Source organism: Stenotrophomonas daejeonensis (assembly GCF_001431505.1).
Classification (GTDB): domain Bacteria; phylum Pseudomonadota; class Gammaproteobacteria; order Xanthomonadales; family Xanthomonadaceae; genus Stenotrophomonas; species Stenotrophomonas daejeonensis.
The window spans coordinates 26,484-46,972 of record NZ_LDJP01000059.1; the positions used below are offsets into that span (position 1 = coordinate 26,484).

Consider the following 20,489-nt stretch of genomic DNA (forward strand, 5'->3'; position numbering starts at 1 on the left):
TTCTCTTCCTTACCCCCTGCCGGTGGCGCGAGCACTACATGGCCAACGAACGTCCTGCCCAGCAATCCGATATCAAGCAACTGATCAGCAAGGGCCTGGAACAGGGCTACCTGACCTACGCCGAAGTCAACGACCACCTGCCCGACGACATGGTCGACCCGGAGCAGATCGAGGACATCATCGGCCTGATCACCGGCATGGGCATCGACGTCCATGAAGTGGCGCCCGATGCCGACACCCTGAGCCTGAGCGACGGCAACACCGGCAACCGCGAGGTGGACGACACCGCCGCCGAGGAAGCCGCCGCCGCGCTGACCGCACTCGACACCGAGGGTGGCCGCACCACCGACCCGGTGCGCATGTACATGCGCGAGATGGGCACGGTCGAGCTGCTGACCCGCGAGGGCGAGATCGCCATCGCCAAGCGCATCGAGGAAGGCCTGGGCCGGGTGCAGGCCGCGCTCGGCACGTTCCCGCCGGCCGTCGAGTCGGTGCTGGCCGACTACGAGCTGCACAAGGAAGGCAAGAAGCGCCTGGCCGAAGTGATCGTCGGCTTCAACGACCTGGCCGAGGAAGTGCCGGCGCCGGCCGCCGCCGCCGACAGCGACGACAGCAGCGACGACGGCGATTCGGAGGCCGACGAGGACGAGGACGAGGACGGCGGCGAGGAGGATACCGGCCCGACCGGTCCGGACCCGGCCGAAGTCGCCAGCCGCATGGAACAGCTGGCCAGCGACCTGGCCAAGTTCAAGAAGGCCCACGCCAAGGGCGACGCCAAGGCGCAGGCCAAGCTGCGCGAGGAGCTGTCGGCCACCTTCGTCACCCTCAAGCTGCCGCTGCCGCTGACCGACGTGCTGGTCCGCCAGCTGCGCGACACGATGGCGCAGGTCAAGGCGCAGGAACGCCGCGTGCTGCACCTGGCCACGGTCACCGCACGCATGCCGCGCAAGGACTTCATCCGCTCCTGGGAAGGCAACCAGACCAACCTGGAATGGGTGGAGGACGCGATCAAGCGCAAGCAGAAGTGGTCCTCGGCGCTGCGTGACGTCAAGGAGCAGATCATCTCCGAGCAGCAGTCCACGCTGGACGTGGAGAAGGCCGCGCACCTGAGCCTGGACGAGCTGAAGGAAATCAGCCGCGTCATGGCCTACGGCGAAGCCAAGGCGCGCAAGGCCAAGAAGGAAATGGTCGAGGCCAACCTGCGCCTGGTGATCTCCATCGCCAAGAAGTACACCAACCGCGGCCTGCAGTTCCTCGACCTGATCCAGGAAGGCAACATCGGCCTGATGAAGGCGGTGGACAAGTTCGAATACCGCCGCGGCTACAAGTTCTCGACCTACGCGACGTGGTGGATCCGCCAGGCCATCACCCGCTCGATCGCCGACCAGGCGCGCACCATCCGCATCCCGGTGCACATGATCGAGACGATCAACAAGCTCAACCGCATTTCCCGGCAGATGCTCCAGCAGTACGGCCGCGAGGCCACCCCGGAGGAGCTGGCCAAGGAAATGGACATGCCCGAGGACAAGATCCGCAAGGTGATGAAGATCGCCAAGGAGCCGATCTCGATGGAAACCCCGATCGGCGACGACGAGGATTCGCATCTGGGCGACTTCATCGAGGACACCAACGTGGAGTCCCCGATCGACAACACCACCAACATCAACCTGTCCGAGACCGTGCGCGACGTGCTGGCCGGCCTCACCCCGCGGGAAGCCAAGGTGCTGCGCATGCGCTTCGGCATCGACATGAACACCGACCACACGCTGGAAGAAGTGGGCAAGCAGTTCGACGTCACCCGCGAGCGCATCCGCCAGATCGAGGCCAAGGCGCTGCGCAAGCTGCGCCACCCGAGCCGCTCCGAGCAGCTGCGCAGCTTCCTCGACATCGAGTGACCCACCCGGCCCGCGCCCGTCGCGGGAGCGGCAGGAAAGGCCCCGCGCAAGCGGGGCTTTTCCGTTTATGGAAGGTCGTACCACCTTCGCGGCAGCGGCGGATGGTATTTTCGACGCCTGCATTGGATCGGTCCAAAAGGGGCGGGTGATGACGGTCGGACAGGCGAAGTGGGGGTTGGCGCTGGCGCTGCTGGCGGGCGCGGCGGTGGCGGGCGACGGTGCCGGCGAGCGCGCGGTGGCGGCGGTGGACCCGTTCATCGGCACCGGCGGCGAAGGCCACACCTACCCCGGGGCGACGGTGCCGCACGGCATGATCCAGCTCAGCCCCGACACCCAAATCAAGTCGCGCAAGGAAGGCTATGGCTGGGCGGCCGGCTACCGCCATGACGACCGCACCATCGTCGGCTTCTCGCACACCCACTTCTCCGGCACCGGCCACTCCGACCTCGGCGACGTGCTGGTGATGCCGATCGCCAACGAGGTGAAGTACGAACGCGGCGACGTCGACAGGCCCGGCAGCGGCTACACCTCGCGCTTCCGCCACGAGGACGAGAAAGCGGAGCCGGGCTACTACGCCGTCACCCTGGACGACTACGGCGTGCGTGCCGAGCTGACCGCCAGCGCGCGCGTGGGCATGCACCGCTATGCCTTCCCGCAAGGCCAGCCGGCGCACGTGCTGGTCGACCTGCGCACCAGCATGTACGACTACCCCGGCAAGGTCCTGTGGTCGCGCCTGCGGCTGCGCGCGGACGGCACCGTCACCGGCTACCGCCAAACTCGCGGCTGGGCGCCCGGCCGCCAGCTGTATTTCGCCATGCGCTTCTCGCGGCCGCTGGCCGGGCATGCCTTCCACGATACCGAGGCCGACGTCGCCTACCGCGGCTTCCCGCCGCCGGCGGAGAAGGACCCGGCCGCGCGCGCGCAGATCGAAGGCCGTCAACTCGTCGGCAGCTTCGATTTCGGCGATGGAGGGCGCGAGCCGCTGCTGGTGAAGGTGTCGATCTCCCCGGTCAGCGAGGACAACGCCATCGCCAACCTCGACGCCGAAGCGCCTGGCTGGGATTTCGACGGCATGCGCGCCACCGCCCGCACGCAGTGGGCGCAGGCGCTGGCGGCGGTGGACGTGGATGCGCCGGCGCCACTGCGCACCAGCTTCTACACCGCGCTGTACCACAGCATGCTCGGCCCGACCCTGTTCATGGACAGCGACGGCCGCTACCGCGGCCCGGACAACGCCGTGCACCAGGCAAAGGGCTGGACCCACTATTCGACCTTCTCGCTGTGGGACACCTACCGCGCGCTGCATCCGCTGATGACCCTGCTGCAGCCGCCGCAGCGCAGCAGCGACATGGTCAACTCGCTGCTGGCCGCGCGCCGCGAAAGCCCCTACGGCATCCTGCCGGTCTGGTCGTTCCACGGCCTGGAGACGTGGTGCATGATCGGCTACCACGGCGTGCCGGTGATCGCCGACGCCTACATGAAGGGCATCGGCGGCTTCGATGCCGACGAGGCGCTGGAGGCGATGGTCGCCAGCGCCGACTACGGCCCCTACGACGGCATCGCCCAGTACCGCGAGCTGGGCTGGGTGCCGATCGACGAGGAAGGCGAGGCGGCAAGCAAGACGCTGGAATACGCCTACGACGACTGGAGCATCGCGCGCATGGCCGCGGCGATGGGGCGCGAGGACGTCGCCGCCGAGTTCGCCATGCGCGCCGGCAACTGGAAGAACGCCTTCGACCCCGCCACCGGCTTCATGCGCGCACGCAAGCGCGATGGCGGCTTCCGCGAGCCGTTCGATCCCGATGCCAGCGGCTACGGCAGCGACTACACCGAGGGCAACGCCTGGCAGTACTCGTGGTACGTGCCGCAGGACGTGGCCGGGCTGGCCGCCGCGCACGGCGGCGCGGACAAGCTGCTGCAACGGCTCGACGACGTGTTCGATGCGAAGGTGGACCCGGCGGTGTTCGAGCACATGGAGGACATCACCGGCCTGATCGGCTGGTACGCACACGGCAACGAACCCAGCCACCACGTCGCCTACCTCTATGCCTATGCCGGCCAGCCGTGGCGTACCCAGGCGCGGCTCAAGCGGATCATGGACACCCAGTACGCGCCGCGCCCCGACGGACTGGCCGGCAACGACGACCTCGGCCAGATGTCGGCCTGGTACGTATTCACCGCGCTGGGCTTCTACCCGGTCACGCCGGGCAGCAACGAATACGTCATCGGCCGCCCGTTCCTGCCGCGCGCCACCTTGAACCTGCCCAATGGCGAACGCTTCACCATCGTCGCCGACGGCCTGGACGACGCCCATCCCTACATTGGCGGCGCCACTCTCAACGGCAAGCCATTGGAGCGCGCCTTTCTGCGACACGAGGAGATCATGGCCGGCGGCGAATTGCGCTTCACCATGCAGGCCGAACCCAGCCGCGAATGGGGCACCGATCCGCGGATGCGTCCCTATTCGCAGTCCACCCACTGACGCCGGCGCAAGGCCGGCGGTGTGGTCGCCCGCGCCGGCCTCCACTACACTTGCGCCCCTGCACGCGGGCCCATAGCTCAACGGTTAGAGCAGAGGACTCATAATCCTTTGGTTCCAGGTTCGAATCCTGGTGGGCCCACCACGCAACACAAGGTTGCATTCGTGCCGCGCAACGCAATCTGCGCATTCCGGCAACCCGCAGTGGCACTTGCCGACCATCAACGTGCACGGGCCCTCATTGCGATGGCCATTCTCATGATCGTCGTACCCGGGTTGATCGGCGCATCGATGCCGCCCTGAGCGATCCGTGTCACGCGGCACGTCCGGTTTTCCCGCCATTGCTGCGCAACGGGCAACACCGTGAGCCCGCCCACGGGTCTACTGCCTTTCCCCCGCGTTTCCTACGCTGATTCCACACGGCGCCCTGCCGTGGTCTGAGTCCAACGCCTGTGGCGAGGGACCTCGCCTTCAACCGAATTAGCAGCGCCGTCCTGCCGGGCATTCCGCCTCGCATCGATGTGCCCTGCGCCGGGCGAGGGCGGGCTTCAGAAACGTTCGGGCCACCGGCGACCTGCCAGCCCCGCATTGCTGCCAGCCAGCAGTCATCTCGTGGAGATCTCATCATGCTCAGCCTGGAAAACACCGCAACTCCCGCCGCCACCGCGCTCGACGAACTGGTTCCGTCGCGCTATGCACTGAAGGTCGGCGACATAGACGTGCTGGTAGTCAGCGACGGCGTGCTGCCGTTGCCGACGAAGATGCTCGGCCACAACGTCGAGCCGTCCGAACGCGCGGAGTGGTTCGAGGAAATGTACCTGCCGCAGGACGCGTTCGACTGGGCGTTGAACGTGATGGTGGTGCGCAGCGGCGACCGCACCATCCTGATCGACGCCGGCCTCGGCACGGACCCGGACCTGCAGCTGCCGCGCGCAGGCCAGCTGATCCGCCGCCTGGGCGCATCCGGCATCGACCTGACCGAGATCACCGACGTGGTGATCACCCACATGCACATGGACCACATCGGCGGCCTGCTGGTGGACGGGGTGAAGGAGCGCCTGCGCCCGGACCTGCGGATCCACATCGCCGCCTCCGAAGTGGAGTTCTGGAAATCGCCGGACTTCACCCGCACCAACATGCCGCAGGGTTTCCCGGATGCGCTGCGCGCCACCGCCACGCGCTTCTGGAGCGAATACGGCAGCTTCGTGCATACCTTCGAGGATGAGCACGAGGTGGCGCCGGGCGTGACGGTGCGCCGCACCGGCGGGCACACGCCGGGCCACAGCGTGGTGCGGCTGGCCTCCGGTGGCGAAGCGCTCACCTTTGCCGGCGATGCGGTGTTCGCGGTCGGCTTCGAGCAGCCGAACTGGCACAACGGTTTCGAGCATGACCCGGAGGAGTCGGCACGCGTGCGCATCGCGCTGCTGCGGGAGCTGGCGGGGACCGGCGAGATGCTGGTGGCCACCCACCTGCCGTTTCCGTCCATCGGCCGCGTGTCCGCCGATGGCGATGCTTTCCGTTGGGTGCCGGTGTTCTGGGATTTCTGATCGCGCCCACCGGCTGTGCGTGCCCTGCATTGTCCCGATGCAGGCACGCCCTTGTCCGAACTCCCACGATCAGCCTTGCGCCACCGCACCCCCGTGGTTCCGGTTGGCGATTGCTGGGTTGCCTGTCACTCCCGCAGGAGACAACACCATGAGCACCCTTGCCCATACCTCCATCACCACCGCCCGCACGGCCAGCTGCATCACCACCGTTGACGGCGTGCAGCTGTACTACAAGGACTGGGGGCCGAAGGACGGCCCGGTGGTGACCTTCAGCCACGGCTGGCCGCTCAGTTCGGACAGCTGGGAATCGCAGATGCTGTTCCTGGCTGGCCACGGCTACCGCGTGGTCGCCCACGACCGCCGCGGCCACGGCCGTTCCAGCCAGCCGTGGGACGGCAACGACATGGACCACTACGCCGACGACCTGGCCGCGGTGATCGACGCGCTGGACCTGAAGGATGCCACCCTGGTCGGCTTCTCCACCGGCGGCGGCGAGGTGGCGCGCTACATCGGCCGCCACGGCACCGGCCGGGTGAAGAAGGCGGTGCTGGTCAGCTCGGTGCCGCCGTTCATGCTCAGGACCGACGACAACCCGAACGGCGTACCGATTGAGGTGTTCGACGGCATCCGCAAGGCGCAACGGGAGAACCGCTCGCAGCTGTACCGGGACATCCCGTCCGGCCCGTTCTACGGTTTCAACCGTCCCGGCGCCGAGGTTTCGCAGGGCCTGATCGACAGCTGGTGGGCGCAGGGCATGCAGGGCGGGCACAAGAACACCTACGACTCGATCGCCGCGTTCTCGGCCACCGACTTCCGCGGTGACCTGGAGAAGTTCGACGTGCCCACGCTGGTGATCCACGGCGACGACGACCAGATCGTGCCGATCGACGTGGCCGGCCGCCTGTCCGCCGCGCTGATCGAAGGAGCCAAGCTGATCGTCTATCCGGGCGCACCGCATGGCTTGACCGAGACGCACAAGGAGCGGCTCAACCACGATCTGCTGGCCTTCCTGCGGCCGTGACGCGGTTCCAAGGCGGGTCGGGTCGACCCGACCCGAGGTGGCCCGGCGAAGGATCGGGCCCTCCATGCCAACGAGGAGAACGCAGCCATGCATGCTGCAGACACGTGTGTTCCGGGTGACCGCATCCGCTGGACGAAACGCCCGCTGTTGCCGGCCACGGTTTATGCGGCGGCGGTCGTGGTGCTCTACCGCTGGACCGATGGCCAGTGGATCATCCTGCCGTGGAGCCTGCTGACGATGCTGGGGCTCACCCTGGCGGTCAGTGGTGGGTTCAAGGCCGCACGTGGCCATGCGCGTGCGGCCGATGCGCGGCGAGTGTGGGCGTCGATCGCCGCCGCCAGCCGCAGCTGGGCGCTGCTGGTTCGCAGCGCGCTGCCAGACGATGCGGCGGCGCAGAAACTGGTCCATCGCCATCTGGCATGGCTGGCGGCATTGCGTCACCAGGTGCGGCCCGACGACGGTCGGGAAGTTGCCGGCCGTGGCATGGAGTACGACCTGGGCTGCCAGGCGCCCGGACAGATGGCGATCCTGAGGCGCGGGCTGGGCCGGCACGTCGATGCGCATGAGCGAAGCTGCATCCTTGCCGCGGACAACATGGCCGGCCAGGTACTGCAACTGCAGGGCGACGCATTGAAGGTGCTGTTGGCCGAGGATCGGTTGCATGCCGCGACGTTCCTGGAACTGCATCGCCTGTTGCATGAGCTGCAGAGGCGGCAGGCCGCCGCCGAGCGCCTGCGGGACGCCGCCGCCGCCGCCGCCGGCCGCCATGCCATCGTCGATGTCCTGCTGCCGGTCGCTTTCGGGTTGCTGCTGCCCTTCGGCCTGCTCGATGCAATGGGGCCGCTGGTGCTGTTCGACGACGACGTCATCGGCGCCATTGCGTGTTGGGCGATCGTGCCGCTGTCCGCGCTGCTGAGCTGGCTGTACCTGACGCTGGGCGACATGGGCCGCAATGCGGCGTACGACGATGCCGATGGCACGTCCATCGCAACAGCCTGCCGCGCGCTGGAGCGGGAATTGGAGATCGCGCCCGGCGTTGCCGCAACCTCCACCCCACCATCGCAGCAGGCGCCGCTCGCGCCATAGCGGCGCGGGCGCTACCGGATGCTCGTCACCCGCTGTTCGAGCAGGCGCTGCAGCTTGTGCGGATTGCGCTGCACCAGGATTTCCACGATCCGCTCGCCATCGGTGTCGAAGGCCATCGCCGATTCCAGCATGCCGTCGAAATAGCGCAGCAGGCCCATGCGCCCGTTGAACATCGCCGGCACGATGCGCAGCTGGTCCCGGCGGCGCAGTTGCGGGGCATACAGCAACTGGGCGATGCGCACGCCGCCCCGCAGCGGCTGCGGGAAGCTGGTGACGATGCCGCCGCCGTCACCGACCAGCACCGCCGATTCGGCCATCAATGCCTTCATCGTCGCGAAGTCGCCGCTGGACACCGCCTCGGCGAAGCGGCGCATCAGCCGCTGGTGCACGTCCTGCGGCACGTTGTAGCGCGGCCGTTCCTGGCGCAGCTGCAGGCGCGCGCGGTGCACGATCTGCCGGCAGGCGGCCTCGGTCTTGCCCAGCGTGCGGGCGACGACGTCGTAGTCCTGGTCGAACACGTCGCGCAGCAGGAAGGCGGCGCGCGCATCCGGCGCCAGCCGTTCCAGCACGTTGAGGAAGGCGAGGGACAGGTCGCTGGCGGTTTCCAGCACGTATTCCGGGGTGGCGCTGTCGTCGATGAGCAGCGGCTCGGGCAGCCACATGCCGACGTAGTGCTCGCGCGCGTGCCGGGCCAGGCGCAGGCCGTCGATGGCGCGGCGCGTGGTGGTGGCGACCAGCCAGGCCTCGGGGTTCGCGATGTCCTCCCGCTCGGCGCCATGCCAGCGCAGCCAGACGTCCTGCACCACGTCCTCCGCCTCGGCCGCGGAGCCGAGCATGCGGTAGGCCACGCCGAACAGGCGCGGACGCAGGCGGGTGAACAGGTCGGTGGGGTCTTCCACGCCAATGCAGACGGATGGGATGCCTGCATTGTGACACCGGCGCCGCCGGCCGCGGTTGCCGATGGGCGGACCCGTGGCGCGATGGGGCCGCGCTGTGCGTGGAGAGGGGAGCCGGGATGGCTGCGGTGGTTGCGCCGCACTGCGCCCTCCGGAGAGGGCACAGTGCGGCGGGGTTGCCTCAGTGCGGCGGCAGCACCGCCGGCTTGCCGATGTCCTTGAGCAGGAACACGACGAACTTCGCCGGCTCGCTGGCGCTGGCGTTGCGGCCGATGGTGTGCAGGTCGTGCGGGCCCTCGTGGAAGGCTTCACCCGGGCCCAGGGCGACTTCGCGGCCGCCGGCCACGCCCATCACGATATGGCCTTCGAGCACGTAGACGAAGCCGTGCGCGTCGTGGCGGTGCACCGGATCGGCACCGCCGGGCGGGTACTCGACGGTGAGGATCAACGCTTCCTTGCCGGGGTAGTCGGGCAGCGCCCGGGTCATCACGTCGTGCACGACCGGCCCGGGCGGCTCGGCGGCGGAACCACCCAGCGGCAGCAGGGCGAGCAGCGTCAGGGAGGGGAGGGAACGCATGGCGGATCTCCTGCAGTGGCCCATCGCGTCGCGGCACGTGGGCGGGATGGAAAGCGGCGCCGGCGCGGAGGCCGGCGCCGCCGGCGTCAGGCCAGCCCGGCCTTGTCCAGGCCGAAGGCCTTGTCCAGCGCGCCCGGTTCGGTGCGGAAGGCGACGTTGGCGCGGTTCCATGCGTTGATCGCCATCACCGCGTAGGTCAGCTCGACGATCTCCTGCTCGGACAGCTGCGTGCGCACGCGCTCGTACAGCTCGTCCGGCACGCCCTGCGCGGGCAGTTCGGTCAGCACCTCGGTCCACGCCAGGCAGGCGCGCTCGCGCGGGCTGAACAGGTTCGATTCGCGCCAGGCGGCGACGTGGTGCAGGCGCAGCGGGCGCTCGCCGCGGATCGTGGCTTCCTTGACGTGCATGTCCAAGCAGAAGCCGCAGCCGTTGAGCTGCGATGCGCGGATGTTGACCAGGTCGTGGATCGTGGCCTCGATCGAGGTGGCGTGGGTGGCCTGCGAGAAGGTGGCCAGCTTCTTGAACAGTTCGGGCGACTGCTTGGCGTAGTCCAGGCGTGCGGTCATGGCGATGGTTCCTTGCGGTTGGGGTGACGGGATTGGTGCGAGGCTACGGCTGCCCCGCCGCGGCCGGTAGGCCGGCGCGGGGACGCACCGTGGTGCGCGAAAGGCACCAATACGCTGTCACAGCCGCGGGTGCCCGCCCGTCTGCCGGGCATGGACACGCCATCCGCCCATCGCCATGCCCTGCTGCCCGCCAGCGAGCGCGTCTGGCAGGAATTCCTTGCCGCGCTCGACGAACTGCCACCCGATGCCCGTGCGGTGCTGTTGCTGCACGACGTGCTGGGCGCCGGCTTCGACGACATCGCGCCATTGCTCGGGCTGGAACTGCCGCCGTGCCGGCGGCGGCTGCAACAGGCGCGCGCCCGCCTGCGGGCCCATCGCGACCACCTGGAACCGGGAACCCCATGAAATCCACCTCGCAACCCTTCGCGGCCGCCGATGGCCGCGATTCCCTCAACGCCTCGTTCTCCACGAGCTATGCGGGCGTGCTGGCCTTCATCGCGGTGGCCGCGGAAGGCAGCTTCGCGCGTGCCGGCGACCGCCTGGGCATCGGCCGCTCGGCGGTCAGCCGCAGCGTGCGGAAGCTGGAGGACCAGCTCGGCGTGCGGCTGTTCCTGCGCACCACGCGCTCGACCTCGCTGACCGGCGAGGGCGAACTGTTCCTGGAGGGCTGCAGCCCCGGCGTGGATTGCATCCTGCAGGCGCTGGACGAGATGCGCGACCTGCGCGACGGCCCGCCCCGGGGGCACCTGCGCATCAGCGCCACCCACGGGTTCGGGCGCCGGGTGATCGCGCCGCTGCTGGCGGATTTCCGCGACGAATACCCCGAGGTTTCGGTGGAGCTGCTGCTGGACGAACAGGCACCGGACCTGGCCGCCGACCGCATCGACGTCGCCTTCCGCGACGGCCTGCTGGAGGACAGCCAGGTGATCGCCAAGCAACTGGTGCCGATGCAACTGGTGGTGTGCGCCGCGCCGGATTACGCGCGGGCCCGCGGCCTGCCGGCCAGCGTCGAGGAGCTGGCCGCGCACGCCTGCATCGGCCGGCGCCTGCCCGGCGGCCGCCTGCAGCGCTGGGACTTCCGCGTCGATGGCGACGCGGTGAGCCCGCAGCCAGCCACGGCGCTGGTGTTCAACGACGGGGACCTGGTGCTGCAGGCGGTGGTCGACGGGCTGGGCATCGCCCAGCTACCCAGCTACCAGGCGTGCGAAGCGCTGCGCGCGGGCACCGTGGTCACCTGCCTGGACCGCTACGCGCCGCACGACCGCGGCCATTACCTGTGCTACCTCAGCCGCCGCCAGCTGCCCAGGCGCATCCGCGCGTTCATCGATTTCAGCACCCAGCGCATCCGCGCGCTGGACCTGGACGTGGTCTCGCACTGGGAGGCCCGCCAGCAGGCGGCGGCCCGGGAAGCGCCGGCGCAGCCGGCGTGGGCGTGACTGCCATTGGTGCGCACGGGGCAACGCTGCGCGTCCCTGCGCGGACCTACTGCCGCGGCCGGCGGCTTCCTAGGATGGCTTCCCGCGCCACCGGCACCCCGCGCGGCCTTCCCCACTTTCTGGAGACATGTCATGAAGCTTCTCGTCATCGGCGGCACCGGCCGCATCGGCAGCAAGGTGGTGGAGCGCCTGCGCGCGGCCGGCCATGAAACCGTGGTCGCCGCGCCGTCCACCGGCATCGACGTGCTGACCGGTGAAGGCCTGGATGCGGCCATGACCGGTACCAAGGTCGTGGTGGACCTGGCCAATTCACCGTCGTTCGAGGACGCGGCGGTGCTGTCGTTCTTCGAGACGGCCGGCCGCAACATCCTCGGCGCCGCGGCGCGGGCCGGGGTGCGCCACCACGTCGCGCTGTCCGTGGTCGGCACCGGCAAGCTCGCCGCCAGCGGTTACTTCCGCGGCAAGATCGCGCAGGAGCGGCTGATCCGCGAGGCGGGCATCGCCTACACCATCATCCACTCGACCCAGTTCTTCGAGTTCCTGCCGGGCATCGTCCAGTCCGCCGATGACGGCGGCCCCCTGCGCCTGCCGACCGCGCTGGTGCAGCCGATCGCCGCCGAGGAGGTGGCCGACGCGGTGGCGCGCGTGGCGCTGATGCCACCGGCCAACGGGGTGGTCGAGATCGCCGGGCCGGAGCGCGCGCCGATGGCCGCGCTGGTGCAGCGCTTCCTCGCCGCCACCGGCGATGCGCGCGAGGTGGTGGGCGATGCGCTGGCCAGCTACTTCGGTGCCCGGCTGCAGGACGACACGCTGGTGCCGGCCGGGTCGGCGTGGACGGGCAAGGTGGGCTTCGAGCAATGGCTGCGGCAGTCCGGCCCGGCGCAGGACCGGGCGGCCTGAGCCGCACGTGAGCGCATCCCTGCGCATCCACGCCACCCCCTGCGGGAAGACCCGATGACCGGACTGAAGCCGCCGCCCTCCAGCGTGCTCGACAAATACCACGGCGATGCCGCGCGCCCGCTGTATACCGGCCGGGTGCGGGTGAGCGGAGGCGAGGCGCGGCACGGGCGCGCCTCCGGCGTGGTGCGCTCGGACGATGGCGCCCTTGCCGTCGACCTGCGCCTGCCGCCCGAGCTGGGCGGGCCGGGCGGCGGTACCAACCCGGAGCAGTTGCTGGCGGCCGGTTACGCGGGCTGCTTCCACGGCGCCCTGGTGCTGGTGGCCGCGCGCGCGGGGCTGGTACTCGACAACCCCGGCATCGAGGTGGCGGTGACCTTCGCCCGCGACCCGGTGGATGGCCTGTACCTGCTGTCGGCGGAGATCGTCGTGTACCTGCCGGGCATGGATGCGACGCTGGCGGCCGAGCTGGTGCGCAACACCGAACGGGTATGCCCCTACGCGAAGATGTTCCATCGCGGGATCAGCCATGTGGTGCGGGTGGCCGTGGCGTGATCCCGCGCCCCGCGCATCGCCGGTGCACGTTCCGCTTCCATCCCGCCGGATAGGGCGGCGCACCTGCTTCCATGTCCCGCCGCCGCAGTCGCGGCCTGCAGTGGATTGTGCTAACAATCGCGGCGCAGGGTCATCGTGGGGCAGGACCACATGACAGGGGGGAGCCGCCGGCATGGATGAAGAAGACACAGTGCGAGGGCATGACGGTATCGCCGCGGGCGTGCCGTCGTACCGCTTCGCCTCGCCGTTGTGGGCGCTGGCGGCGCTGCTGGCCGGCCTGCTGCTGACCGCCGAGCTGGCGCGGCGCGAATGGAAGGTCGAGCACCAGAAGGTCGAATCCCTGCAACGCTCGCTGGCCGACGCCGCGCCGCAGCGGCTGCGCGAATCGCTGGAAAATACCGCGCTGGTGCTGCGCTCGATGCAGACCGTGTTCCTGTCCAGCAGCCAGCCGATGGACCAGGCCGCCTTCACCGACTACCAGCGCAACCTGCGCTCGGGCGACTGGCTGCACGGCTACGTGCTGACCGGCTTCGCCGGCCGCGAAACCGCGCCGGACGACGGGCGCGGGATCTACCGCTACCTGTTCCTCGCACCGTTGCAGGGCAGCGAGGCGCTGCTGGGCTTCGACATCGCCAGCCAGCCGGAGAACATGGACGCGCTGCTGCGCGCGCGCGATGCCGACACCCCGGCGCTGTCGGCGCCGTTCCCGCTGCTGCAGTTCCGCGACCGCCAGGGGCAGGCGGCGCTGGGCGTCACCGTGCGGCTGCCGGCGTACACGCGCGGCCCGGCGCCGACGACGCTGGCCGAACGGCAGGCGCGCGAACTGGGCGCGCTGGCGGTCAGCCTGCGGCTGGAGCCGATGGTCGGCAACGCGCTCAAGGGCAGCATCCTCGACCACATGCACGTGGACATCCGCGACGCGGGCGCGGCGCCGGAGCACGCGCAGGTATTCGCCACCGCGCCGCTGCCGGCCGACGATGCCGCCGCCGGCGTGCGGGTGCGCCGCGTCGAGTTCGGCGGGCGTACGTGGGAGCTGCGGCTGTGGCCGCGCGCGGAACTGGGCAACTGGACGCAGCTGTGGCTGATCCTCGCCTCCGGCAGCGCGATCAGCGTGCTGCTGGCGCTGTTCCTGTGGTCGCAGGGCGCCACCCAGCGCCGCGCGGTGGACCTGGGGCGGAAGATGAGCGCGCGCTTCGGCGAGAGCGAGGCCCGCTTCCGCGTGCTCAACGAACTGCTGCCGGCGCTGGTGCTGCTGGCCGGTGCCGGCGATGGCCGCATCATCCACGCCAACCACGCCGCGCGTACCCAGCTCGGGCGCGTGGCCGGGATGCGGCTGGACGCGCTGTTCGCCGACCCGGCGCTGGGCGCGCAGGCGCTGGCCGCCGTCGCCGACGACGGCCACTGGGACAGCCGCGAGGCGGTGGTGCTCAACGGCATCGGCGCCGGCCTGTGGGTGCATGCCGCGCTGGCACGGGTGGAAGTGGACGCCGCGCCGCACCTGCTGATGGTCGCCACCGACACCAGCGCGCAACGGGAAATGACCGAGCGCCTGCGCTACCAGGCCACGCACGACGAACTCACCGGCCTGTGCAACCGCCGCGAGTTCGAGCGCCAGCTGCGACAGGCGCTGATGAACCGTGCCGGGCGCCTGGCGTCCGAGCCGTTCGCGCTGATGTACATCGACCTGGACCAGTTCAAGATCATCAACGACCTGTCCGGGCACATGGCCGGCGACCAGTTGCTGGTGCAGCTGGGGCAGGCGATGCGCGGCGGCCTGCGCCACGGCGACCTGTTGGCGCGGCTGGGCGGCGACGAATTCGGCCTGCTGGCCTTCGACGTCGACGCGGTGCAGGCGCTGGCGCTGGCCGAGCAGGTGCGCTGCTGCATCGAGCGCTCCACCTTCATGTGGCAGGGCCGTACCTATACGGTCAGCGCCAGCGTCGGCGTGGTCATGGTCGACCGCGACGGGCGCACCCTCAAGGACCTGCTGGCCTGGGCCGACAGTGCCTGCTACCTGGCCAAGGACGACGGCCGCAACCGCGTCCGCGTGCACGGCGACGACGATGACGCCACCCGGCGCATGGGCGAGATGGAATGGGCCAACCGCCTGCGCTGGGCGCTGGAGCAGGACCGGTTGCTGCTGGACTACCAGGAAGTGGTGCAACTGGATGGCACGCTGGCGCCGGCCACCCACGTCGAGCTGCTGCTGCGCATGCGCGACGAAAGCGGCGGCGTGGTGTTGCCGGGCGCGTTCCTCGGCGCGGCCGAACGCTACGGGCTGATGCCGGCGGTGGACCGCTGGGTGATCCGCACCGCGCTGTCCAACTTCGCCCGCCTGCACCCGTGCGGCGACACGCTGGCGACCTGCGCGATCAATCTTTCCGGCGCCAGCATCGAGGACGAAGGGCTGGCCGACTTCATCCTCGACACCCTCGAACGCCACGCGGTGCCGCCGCGCAAGGTCTGCCTGGAGATCACCGAGACGGTGGCCGTGCGCGACCTGCTGCGGGTGGTGCGGATGATCGAGCGCCTGCGCGCGGCCGGCTGCCGCATCGCGCTGGACGACTTCGGCGCCGGCATGGCCTCGTTCGGCTACCTGAAGAACCTGCCGGTGGACGTCATCAAGATCGACGGCAGCTTCGTGCGCAACCTCGACAGCGACCCGATGAACCGCATCATCATCGACGCGGTGGCCCGCATCGGCCACCAGCGCGGCGCCAAGGTGGTGGCCGAATGGGTGGAGGACCAGCGCTACCTGGAGGTGCTGCGCGCGCTGGGCGTGGACTACGCGCAGGGGTTCGCCCTGCACCGCTCCGAGCGCGTGCTGTTCCAGCGCACCCCGTAATGGGGTTGCCGATGGGTTGTTGACCTTCCCATGATGGGAAGCTTTATGGTGGCCGCCATCACGAATGCCTGCTGGTGAGCCGATGACATCCCCGAACAACCCGCTACCCGCCGCCGGTGGCCCGACACAGGAACTGGCGATTCTCGGCATGACCTGCGCCTCGTGCGTGGGCCGGGTGGAGCGCGTGCTGGCCGCGGTGCCGGGCGTGGCGCGGGCCAGCGTCAACCTCGCCAACGGCCGCGCCACGGTGCAGGGCGTGGGCGTGGACCGGCAGGCGCTGGTGCGCGCGGTGGAGAAGGCCGGCTACGAAGTGGCGGCACCGGCGCCGCTGGAACTGGGCATCGACGGCATGACCTGCGCCTCCTGCGTCGGCCGCGTCGAGCGGGTGCTGGCGAAGGTGCCCGGCGTGCAGTCGGCCAGCGTCAACCTCGCCAGTGGCCGCGCGCGGGTGCTGGGCGATGCCACGCTCGATCCGGCCGCGCTGGTCGCCGCCGTCGCCAAGGCCGGCTACGCGGCGCGGCTGCCGCAGGCTGCCGGCGACGACGCTGCACAGGTGCAGCGCCAAGCCGATGAACTGCGCGGCCTCAAGCGTGACCTGCTGCTGGCGGCCGCGCTGACCCTGCCGGTGTTCGTGCTGGAAATGGGCGCGCACATGGTGCCGGCCTTCCACCACGTCATCGCCACCACGCTGGGCACGCGCAACAGCTGGCTGCTGCAATGCGCGTTGACCACGCTGGTGCTGCTGTTCCCCGGCCGCCGTTTCCATCGCGCCGGCATTCCCGCGTTGCTGCGCGTCGCGCCGGACATGAACTCGCTGGTCGCGGTCGGCACGCTGGCGGCTTATGGCTATTCGCTGGTGGCCACCTTCCTGCCGCGGCTGCTGCCGGCCGGCACGGTCAACGTCTACTACGAGGCGGCGGCGGTCATCGTCACCCTGATCCTGTTCGGGCGCCTGCTCGAAGCGCGGGCCAAGGGCCGCACCTCGGAGGCGATCAAGCGCCTGCTCGGCCTGCAGCCGCGCACCGCGCGGGTGCGCCGCGAGGGCGGCACCGTGGAGGTGCCGCTGGCGGAGGTGGTAGTGGGCGAGGTGGTCGAGGTGCGCCCGGGCGAGCGCATCGCGGTGGATGGCGAGGTGGTCGACGGCGACAGCTACGTCGACGAATCGATGGTCAGCGGCGAACCGGTGCCGGTGGCCAAGGCCGTGGGCGCCGGCGTGGTCGGCGGCACCGTCAACCAGACCGGTGCGCTGGGCGTGCGTGCCACCGCCGTGGGCGCCGCCACCGTGCTGGCGCAGATCATCCGCATGGTGGAACAGGCGCAGGGCGCCAAGCTGCCGATCCAGGGCCTGGTGGACCGCATCACCATGTGGTTCGTGCCGGTGGTGATGGCGCTGGCGCTGCTGACCTTCGCCACGTGGTGGCTGTTCGGCCCGTCGCCGGCGCTGAGCTTCGCGCTGGTCAACGCGGTGGCGGTGCTGATCATCGCCTGCCCGTGCGCGATGGGGCTGGCGACGCCGACCTCGATCATGGTCGGCACCGGCCGTGGCGCCGAGCTGGGCGTGTTGTTCCGCAAGGGCGAGGCGTTGCAGCTGTTGAAGGAAGCGGCGGTGGTGGCGGTGGACAAGACCGGCACGCTGACCGAGGGCCGGCCGGTGCTGACCGACCTGCACGTGGCCGAGGGCTTCACCCGCGAACAGGTGCTGGCCGGCGTGGCGGCGGTGGAGGACCGCTCCGAGCATCCGATCGCGCGCGCGATCGTCGATGCCGCGCGGGAGGATGGGCTGGGGTTGCCGGCGGTGCAGGCGTTCGAGTCGGTCACCGGCTACGGCGTGCGCGCACAGGTGGCGGGCGTGCGCGTGGAAGTGGGCGCGGACCGCTTCATGCACACGCTCGGGCTGGATGTGGCGACCTTCGCCGAGATTGCGCAACGATTGGGCGAGCAGGGCAAGACGCCGTTGTACGCCGCGCTCGACGGCCGGCTGGCGGCGATCATCGCCGTGTCCGACCCGATCAAGCCCGACACCGCCGCGGCCATCGCCCGGCTGCACGCGCTGGGCCTGAAGGTGGCGATGGTCACCGGCGACAACCGGCGCACCGCGCAGGCCATCGCACGCCAACTCGGCATCGACGACGTGGTGGCCGAGGTGCTGCCCGAAGGCAAGGTCGATGCGGTACGGCGGTTGAAGGCTGCGCACGGCCGGCTGGCCTATGTCGGCGACGGCATCAACGATGCGCCGGCACTGGCCGCGGCCGACGTCGGCATGGCCATCGGCACCGGCACCGACGTGGCGATCGAAGCGGCCGACGTGGTGCTGATGTCCGGCAGCCTGCAGGGCGTGCCCAACGCCATCGCGTTGAGCCGCGCGACGCTGCGCAACATCGGCCAGAACCTGTTCTGGGCGTTCGCCTACAACGCCGCGCTGATCCCGGTCGCGGCCGGCGTGCTGTACCCGGCGTGGGGCGTGCTGCTGTCGCCGGTGTTCGCCGCCGGGGCGATGGCGCTGTCCTCGGTGTTCGTGCTCGGCAACGCGCTGCGGCTGCGCAGGTTCAAACCGTAACGATGGCTCTGAACTCTCCCGCCCTTTCGCGCGGAACCGCGAACAGCGTAGGTCGGGGTTACACCCCCGACGCGGCTTTACCCGGGGCAATGAACGTCGGGGGCGTGGCCCCGACCCATGCAAGGCAGGAAACGACGATGGAAGACGCCATGAACATCGGACAGGCGGCCACGGCCACCGGCATCTCGGCCAAGATGATCCGCTACTACGAGGACGCCGGGCTGGTCGGCCCGGTGGCGCGCACCGCCGCCGGTTACCGCGTCTATGGCCCACGCGACATCCACACCCTCGGCTTCATCAAGCGTTCGCGCGACATGGGTTTCAGCGTGGAGCGCATCGGCGAGCTGCTGGCGCTGTGGCGCGACCGCTCGCGGCACAGCGCCGACGTCAAGCGCATGGCGCTGGAACACGTGGCGGTGCTGCAACGGCGCATCGCCGAGCTGCAGGACATGGTGCAGACCGTGCAGGCGCTGGCCGACTGCTGCGCCGGCGACGAACGGCCGGATTGCCCGATTTTGCGCGGCATCGAGGGCGGAGGTGGTCTGTAGGAGCGCACCTTGGTGCGCGATGAAGCGTTACCGACAACCCGGTGGGTGCCGACCGTTGGTCGGCACAGCCCTCGGCGCCTTGCGCCGCCGCCGCGACCAACGGTCGGGCGCCACCTGGGATGCATCTCCTGCGAAAGTCCCATCGCGCACCGAGGTGCGCTCCTGCCGAGGGCTATCGCTTGGACCAATGTCAGCCATTCCCGCGCAGGCGCGCGGTCAGGCCCTTGAGAAAGTTGCGCAGCAACTGGTCGCCGCAGGCGCGGTAGTTCTTGTGGTCGGGCTGGCGGAACAGCGCCGACAGCTCCGGCTTGGACAGCGGGAAGCCGGCCGCGTCGAAGATCGCGTGCATGTCCACGTCCTTGAGCTGGAACGCCACGCGCAGCTTCTTCAGCACCAGGTTGTTGCTGATGCGCGCTTCCGGCGCGCGCGCCGGCTGGGTGTCGTCGCGGCCGCGGAAGTGGACGATCAGGCCGTCGAGGAAGCGCACCAGCGCCGCGTCCGGGCAGGGCTCGAACAGCGGCTCGTCGTCCCTGCGCAGGAAGTCGTGCACCTGCGCCTGGTCCACCGCGAAGGCGGGGTCGGCCAGCTGGATCAGCTCCACCACGTGCTTGTCGCCGAGGTCGAGCATGTAGCGGATGCTGCGCAGTACGTCGTTGTTGATCATCGCCATTCCGTCGCGGCCGTGGCGGAACCGCCCGGCGGGCGCGCATTGTAGCGCCGCGGCGTCATTGCCCCGGCGTCACCAGCCATGCCAGGGGCCCGGGCCATAGCCGAACGGACCGGCGCCCTTGCCCTGGCTGATGTGGATGTTCAGGTCCACGCGGCGGCTGTTGCCTTCGTCGGTGGTGTAGTCCTTGCCCAGGTTGATGTCGGCCGAGCTCCAGCGGCTGTTGCCGAACGCCTTGGAGTAGCCGATGCCGGTGCTGATCGCGCCATGCACCTGCAAACCATCGTCGTGGGTGGTGGCGGCAACGGCATCCCGCTTCGGGCGCGGGCCGCTGTGGTCGCCGTAGTAGGTGCCCGGCGCGTCGGACTGGTAGGACGGGTCGTTCATGTAGCGCAGCGGTGCCTGCGGCACGCTCAGGTCCAGCGCACCCGGCGTGGCGCTCTGCGCCGCCGCCGCGAACGGGGCCAGCAGGCAGGCGAGGAGGATCACGGGCGGTTTCATCGCGGGGCGCTCCGGAAGGTGTGGCTGCATCGTGGCAGGGACGATGCGGCCACGCTAGCGTCACCGGGGTGAACCCGGCCTGTCGCGCCGCGACCTTCCACCGGCCTGCCGACGGCGCTAGGCTGCAAGGCCTCTTCGCGGCAACACAGGAGGCGATGATGTACGCGGTGATCCTGCTCAAGGGGGCGCAAGGCTATGCGCGCGAACACTGGGAGCACGTGCCCGAGCTGGTCGATTACGAGGGCGAGAGCTATTCGCTGCGCGCCGGCCCGCGGCAGCCGCTGCCGACCGACCGGGAGTGGGAGCCGGTGGCGGTATACGCGCCGGACATGCTGACCGAAGAGGAATTCCAGGACCTGTACCAGCAGTACCGGCCGCAGGTCGCCGAGCTGGCGCTGAAATACTGAGGGCCGGCA

The 20,489-nt window shown here is 70.0% G+C and carries 18 protein-coding genes and 1 tRNA gene; 14 read left to right on the forward strand and 5 right to left on the reverse strand.

The features are described from left to right. Window positions 1-38 precede the first annotated feature (38 nt). From rpoD to ABB34_RS10405, 6 genes are all read left to right on the forward strand, one after another. Window positions 39-1,895, forward strand: coding sequence for an RNA polymerase sigma factor RpoD (gene rpoD, locus ABB34_RS10380; RefSeq protein ID WP_057641257.1), 1,857 nt, complete (start codon window positions 39-41; stop codon window positions 1,893-1,895). A gap of 148 nt (window positions 1,896-2,043) precedes the next feature. Beyond that, window positions 2,044-4,377, forward strand: a complete 2,334-nt coding sequence (locus ABB34_RS10385) for a GH92 family glycosyl hydrolase (protein WP_057641258.1) — start codon at window positions 2,044-2,046, stop codon at window positions 4,375-4,377. Window positions 4,378-4,443: 66 nt separating this feature from the next. Then, window positions 4,444-4,519 (forward strand) — tRNA-Ile (locus ABB34_RS10390). Between the two features lie 481 nt (window positions 4,520-5,000). Beyond that, window positions 5,001-5,921 carry an MBL fold metallo-hydrolase gene (locus tag ABB34_RS10395; RefSeq protein WP_057641259.1) on the forward strand — a complete coding sequence of 307 codons (921 nt, stop codon included), beginning with the start codon at window positions 5,001-5,003 and terminating at the stop codon, window positions 5,919-5,921. A 148-nt stretch (window positions 5,922-6,069) separates the two neighbouring features. Next, entirely contained in the window at window positions 6,070-6,942 is an 873-nt protein-coding gene (locus tag ABB34_RS10400) for an alpha/beta fold hydrolase (RefSeq protein WP_083490157.1), read from the forward strand. 147 nt (window positions 6,943-7,089) lie between these two features. Next, the gene (locus tag ABB34_RS10405) at window positions 7,090-8,028 is read left to right on the forward strand and encodes a bestrophin family protein (protein ID WP_057641260.1); all 939 of its coding nucleotides are present in this window, start codon (window positions 7,090-7,092) and stop codon (window positions 8,026-8,028) included. Window positions 8,029-8,039: 11 nt separating this feature from the next. On the opposite strand, the gene ABB34_RS10410 is transcribed toward ABB34_RS10405, so the two are convergent. From ABB34_RS10410 to ABB34_RS10420, 3 genes are all read right to left on the reverse strand, one after another. Further along, entirely contained in the window at window positions 8,040-8,927 is an 888-nt protein-coding gene (locus ABB34_RS10410; protein ID WP_057641261.1) for an RNA polymerase sigma-70 factor, read from the reverse strand. 178 nt (window positions 8,928-9,105) lie between these two features. Beyond that, the gene (locus ABB34_RS10415) at window positions 9,106-9,501 is read right to left on the reverse strand and encodes a cupin domain-containing protein (protein WP_057641262.1); all 396 of its coding nucleotides are present in this window, start codon (window positions 9,499-9,501) and stop codon (window positions 9,106-9,108) included. A gap of 86 nt (window positions 9,502-9,587) precedes the next feature. Beyond that, the gene (locus ABB34_RS10420) at window positions 9,588-10,067 is read right to left on the reverse strand and encodes a carboxymuconolactone decarboxylase family protein (protein WP_057641263.1); all 480 of its coding nucleotides are present in this window, start codon (window positions 10,065-10,067) and stop codon (window positions 9,588-9,590) included. A 150-nt stretch (window positions 10,068-10,217) separates the two neighbouring features. On the opposite strand from ABB34_RS10420, the gene ABB34_RS10425 reads away from it, so the two are divergent. The 7 genes from ABB34_RS10425 (at window position 10,218) to cueR (ending at window position 18,905) form a co-directional block, all read left to right on the forward strand. Then, window positions 10,218-10,472: a sigma factor-like helix-turn-helix DNA-binding protein gene (locus tag ABB34_RS10425; protein ID WP_057641264.1), complete on the forward strand. Its 255-nt coding sequence runs from the start codon at window positions 10,218-10,220 to the stop codon at window positions 10,470-10,472. After that, the gene (locus ABB34_RS10430; RefSeq protein WP_057641265.1) at window positions 10,469-11,503 is read left to right on the forward strand and encodes a LysR family transcriptional regulator; all 1,035 of its coding nucleotides are present in this window, start codon (window positions 10,469-10,471) and stop codon (window positions 11,501-11,503) included. Before ABB34_RS10425 ends, ABB34_RS10430 begins: the two co-directional genes overlap by 4 nt. A 132-nt stretch (window positions 11,504-11,635) precedes the next feature. Further along, a complete protein-coding gene (locus ABB34_RS10435) occupies window positions 11,636-12,403 on the forward strand; it encodes an SDR family oxidoreductase (RefSeq protein ID WP_057641266.1) in 768 nt (255 codons plus the stop codon). A gap of 54 nt (window positions 12,404-12,457) precedes the next feature. Beyond that, on the forward strand, window positions 12,458-12,955 hold the full coding sequence (locus tag ABB34_RS10440) for an Ohr family peroxiredoxin (RefSeq protein WP_057641267.1): 498 nt from the start codon (window positions 12,458-12,460) through the stop codon (window positions 12,953-12,955). A 172-nt stretch (window positions 12,956-13,127) separates the two neighbouring features. Beyond that, window positions 13,128-15,800 (forward strand): bifunctional diguanylate cyclase/phosphodiesterase, encoded by a 2,673-nt coding sequence (locus tag ABB34_RS10445; RefSeq protein WP_057641268.1) that lies wholly within the window; start codon window positions 13,128-13,130, stop codon window positions 15,798-15,800. Between the two features lie 82 nt (window positions 15,801-15,882). Next, window positions 15,883-18,357, forward strand: a complete 2,475-nt coding sequence (locus tag ABB34_RS10450; protein ID WP_057641269.1) for a heavy metal translocating P-type ATPase — start codon at window positions 15,883-15,885, stop codon at window positions 18,355-18,357. Window positions 18,358-18,506: 149 nt separating this feature from the next. Beyond that, complete coding sequence (cueR, locus tag ABB34_RS10455; RefSeq protein ID WP_057641285.1) at window positions 18,507-18,905, forward strand: Cu(I)-responsive transcriptional regulator; 399 nt, start codon at window positions 18,507-18,509, stop codon at window positions 18,903-18,905. A gap of 190 nt (window positions 18,906-19,095) precedes the next feature. On the opposite strand, the gene ABB34_RS10460 is transcribed toward cueR, so the two are convergent. Together ABB34_RS10460 and ABB34_RS10465 are read right to left on the reverse strand one after the other, a co-directional pair. Continuing rightward, window positions 19,096-19,569, reverse strand: coding sequence for a YehS family protein (locus ABB34_RS10460; protein WP_057641286.1), 474 nt, complete (start codon window positions 19,567-19,569; stop codon window positions 19,096-19,098). A gap of 75 nt (window positions 19,570-19,644) precedes the next feature. Next, window positions 19,645-20,073, reverse strand: a complete 429-nt coding sequence (locus ABB34_RS10465; RefSeq protein WP_057641270.1) for a hypothetical protein — start codon at window positions 20,071-20,073, stop codon at window positions 19,645-19,647. Between the two features lie 158 nt (window positions 20,074-20,231). Here ABB34_RS10465 and ABB34_RS10470 point away from each other — a divergent pair, with 158 nt between their 5' ends. Beyond that, window positions 20,232-20,480, forward strand: coding sequence for a hypothetical protein (locus tag ABB34_RS10470; protein ID WP_057641287.1), 249 nt, complete (start codon window positions 20,232-20,234; stop codon window positions 20,478-20,480). Window positions 20,481-20,489 lie beyond the last annotated feature (9 nt).

What these genes read in the sequence shown, in the direction of transcription:
- ABB34_RS10440 (WP_057641267.1), top strand. Translation starts at nt 12,458, where the DNA reads ATGACCGGACTGAAGCCGCCGCCCTCCAGCGTGCTCGACAAATACCAC.
- ABB34_RS10385 (WP_057641258.1), top strand. Translation starts at nt 2,044, where the DNA reads ATGACGGTCGGACAGGCGAAGTGGGGGTTGGCGCTGGCGCTGCTGGCG.
- ABB34_RS10445 (WP_057641268.1), top strand. Translation starts at nt 13,128, where the DNA reads ATGGATGAAGAAGACACAGTGCGAGGGCATGACGGTATCGCCGCGGGC.
- rpoD (WP_057641257.1), top strand. Translation starts at nt 39, where the DNA reads ATGGCCAACGAACGTCCTGCCCAGCAATCCGATATCAAGCAACTGATC.
- ABB34_RS10400 (WP_083490157.1), top strand. Translation starts at nt 6,070, where the DNA reads ATGAGCACCCTTGCCCATACCTCCATCACCACCGCCCGCACGGCCAGC.
- ABB34_RS10435 (WP_057641266.1), top strand. Translation starts at nt 11,636, where the DNA reads ATGAAGCTTCTCGTCATCGGCGGCACCGGCCGCATCGGCAGCAAGGTG.
- ABB34_RS10425 (WP_057641264.1), top strand. Translation starts at nt 10,218, where the DNA reads ATGGACACGCCATCCGCCCATCGCCATGCCCTGCTGCCCGCCAGCGAG.
- ABB34_RS10460 (WP_057641286.1), bottom strand. Translation starts at nt 19,569, where the DNA reads ATGATCAACAACGACGTACTGCGCAGCATCCGCTACATGCTCGACCTC.
- cueR (WP_057641285.1), top strand. Translation starts at nt 18,507, where the DNA reads ATGAACATCGGACAGGCGGCCACGGCCACCGGCATCTCGGCCAAGATG.
- ABB34_RS10420 (WP_057641263.1), bottom strand. Translation starts at nt 10,067, where the DNA reads ATGACCGCACGCCTGGACTACGCCAAGCAGTCGCCCGAACTGTTCAAG.
- ABB34_RS10470 (WP_057641287.1), top strand. Translation starts at nt 20,232, where the DNA reads ATGTACGCGGTGATCCTGCTCAAGGGGGCGCAAGGCTATGCGCGCGAA.
- ABB34_RS10430 (WP_057641265.1), top strand. Translation starts at nt 10,469, where the DNA reads ATGAAATCCACCTCGCAACCCTTCGCGGCCGCCGATGGCCGCGATTCC.
- ABB34_RS10465 (WP_057641270.1), bottom strand. Translation starts at nt 20,073, where the DNA reads ATGAAACCGCCCGTGATCCTCCTCGCCTGCCTGCTGGCCCCGTTCGCG.
- ABB34_RS10415 (WP_057641262.1), bottom strand. Translation starts at nt 9,501, where the DNA reads ATGCGTTCCCTCCCCTCCCTGACGCTGCTCGCCCTGCTGCCGCTGGGT.
- ABB34_RS10395 (WP_057641259.1), top strand. Translation starts at nt 5,001, where the DNA reads ATGCTCAGCCTGGAAAACACCGCAACTCCCGCCGCCACCGCGCTCGAC.
- ABB34_RS10450 (WP_057641269.1), top strand. Translation starts at nt 15,883, where the DNA reads ATGACATCCCCGAACAACCCGCTACCCGCCGCCGGTGGCCCGACACAG.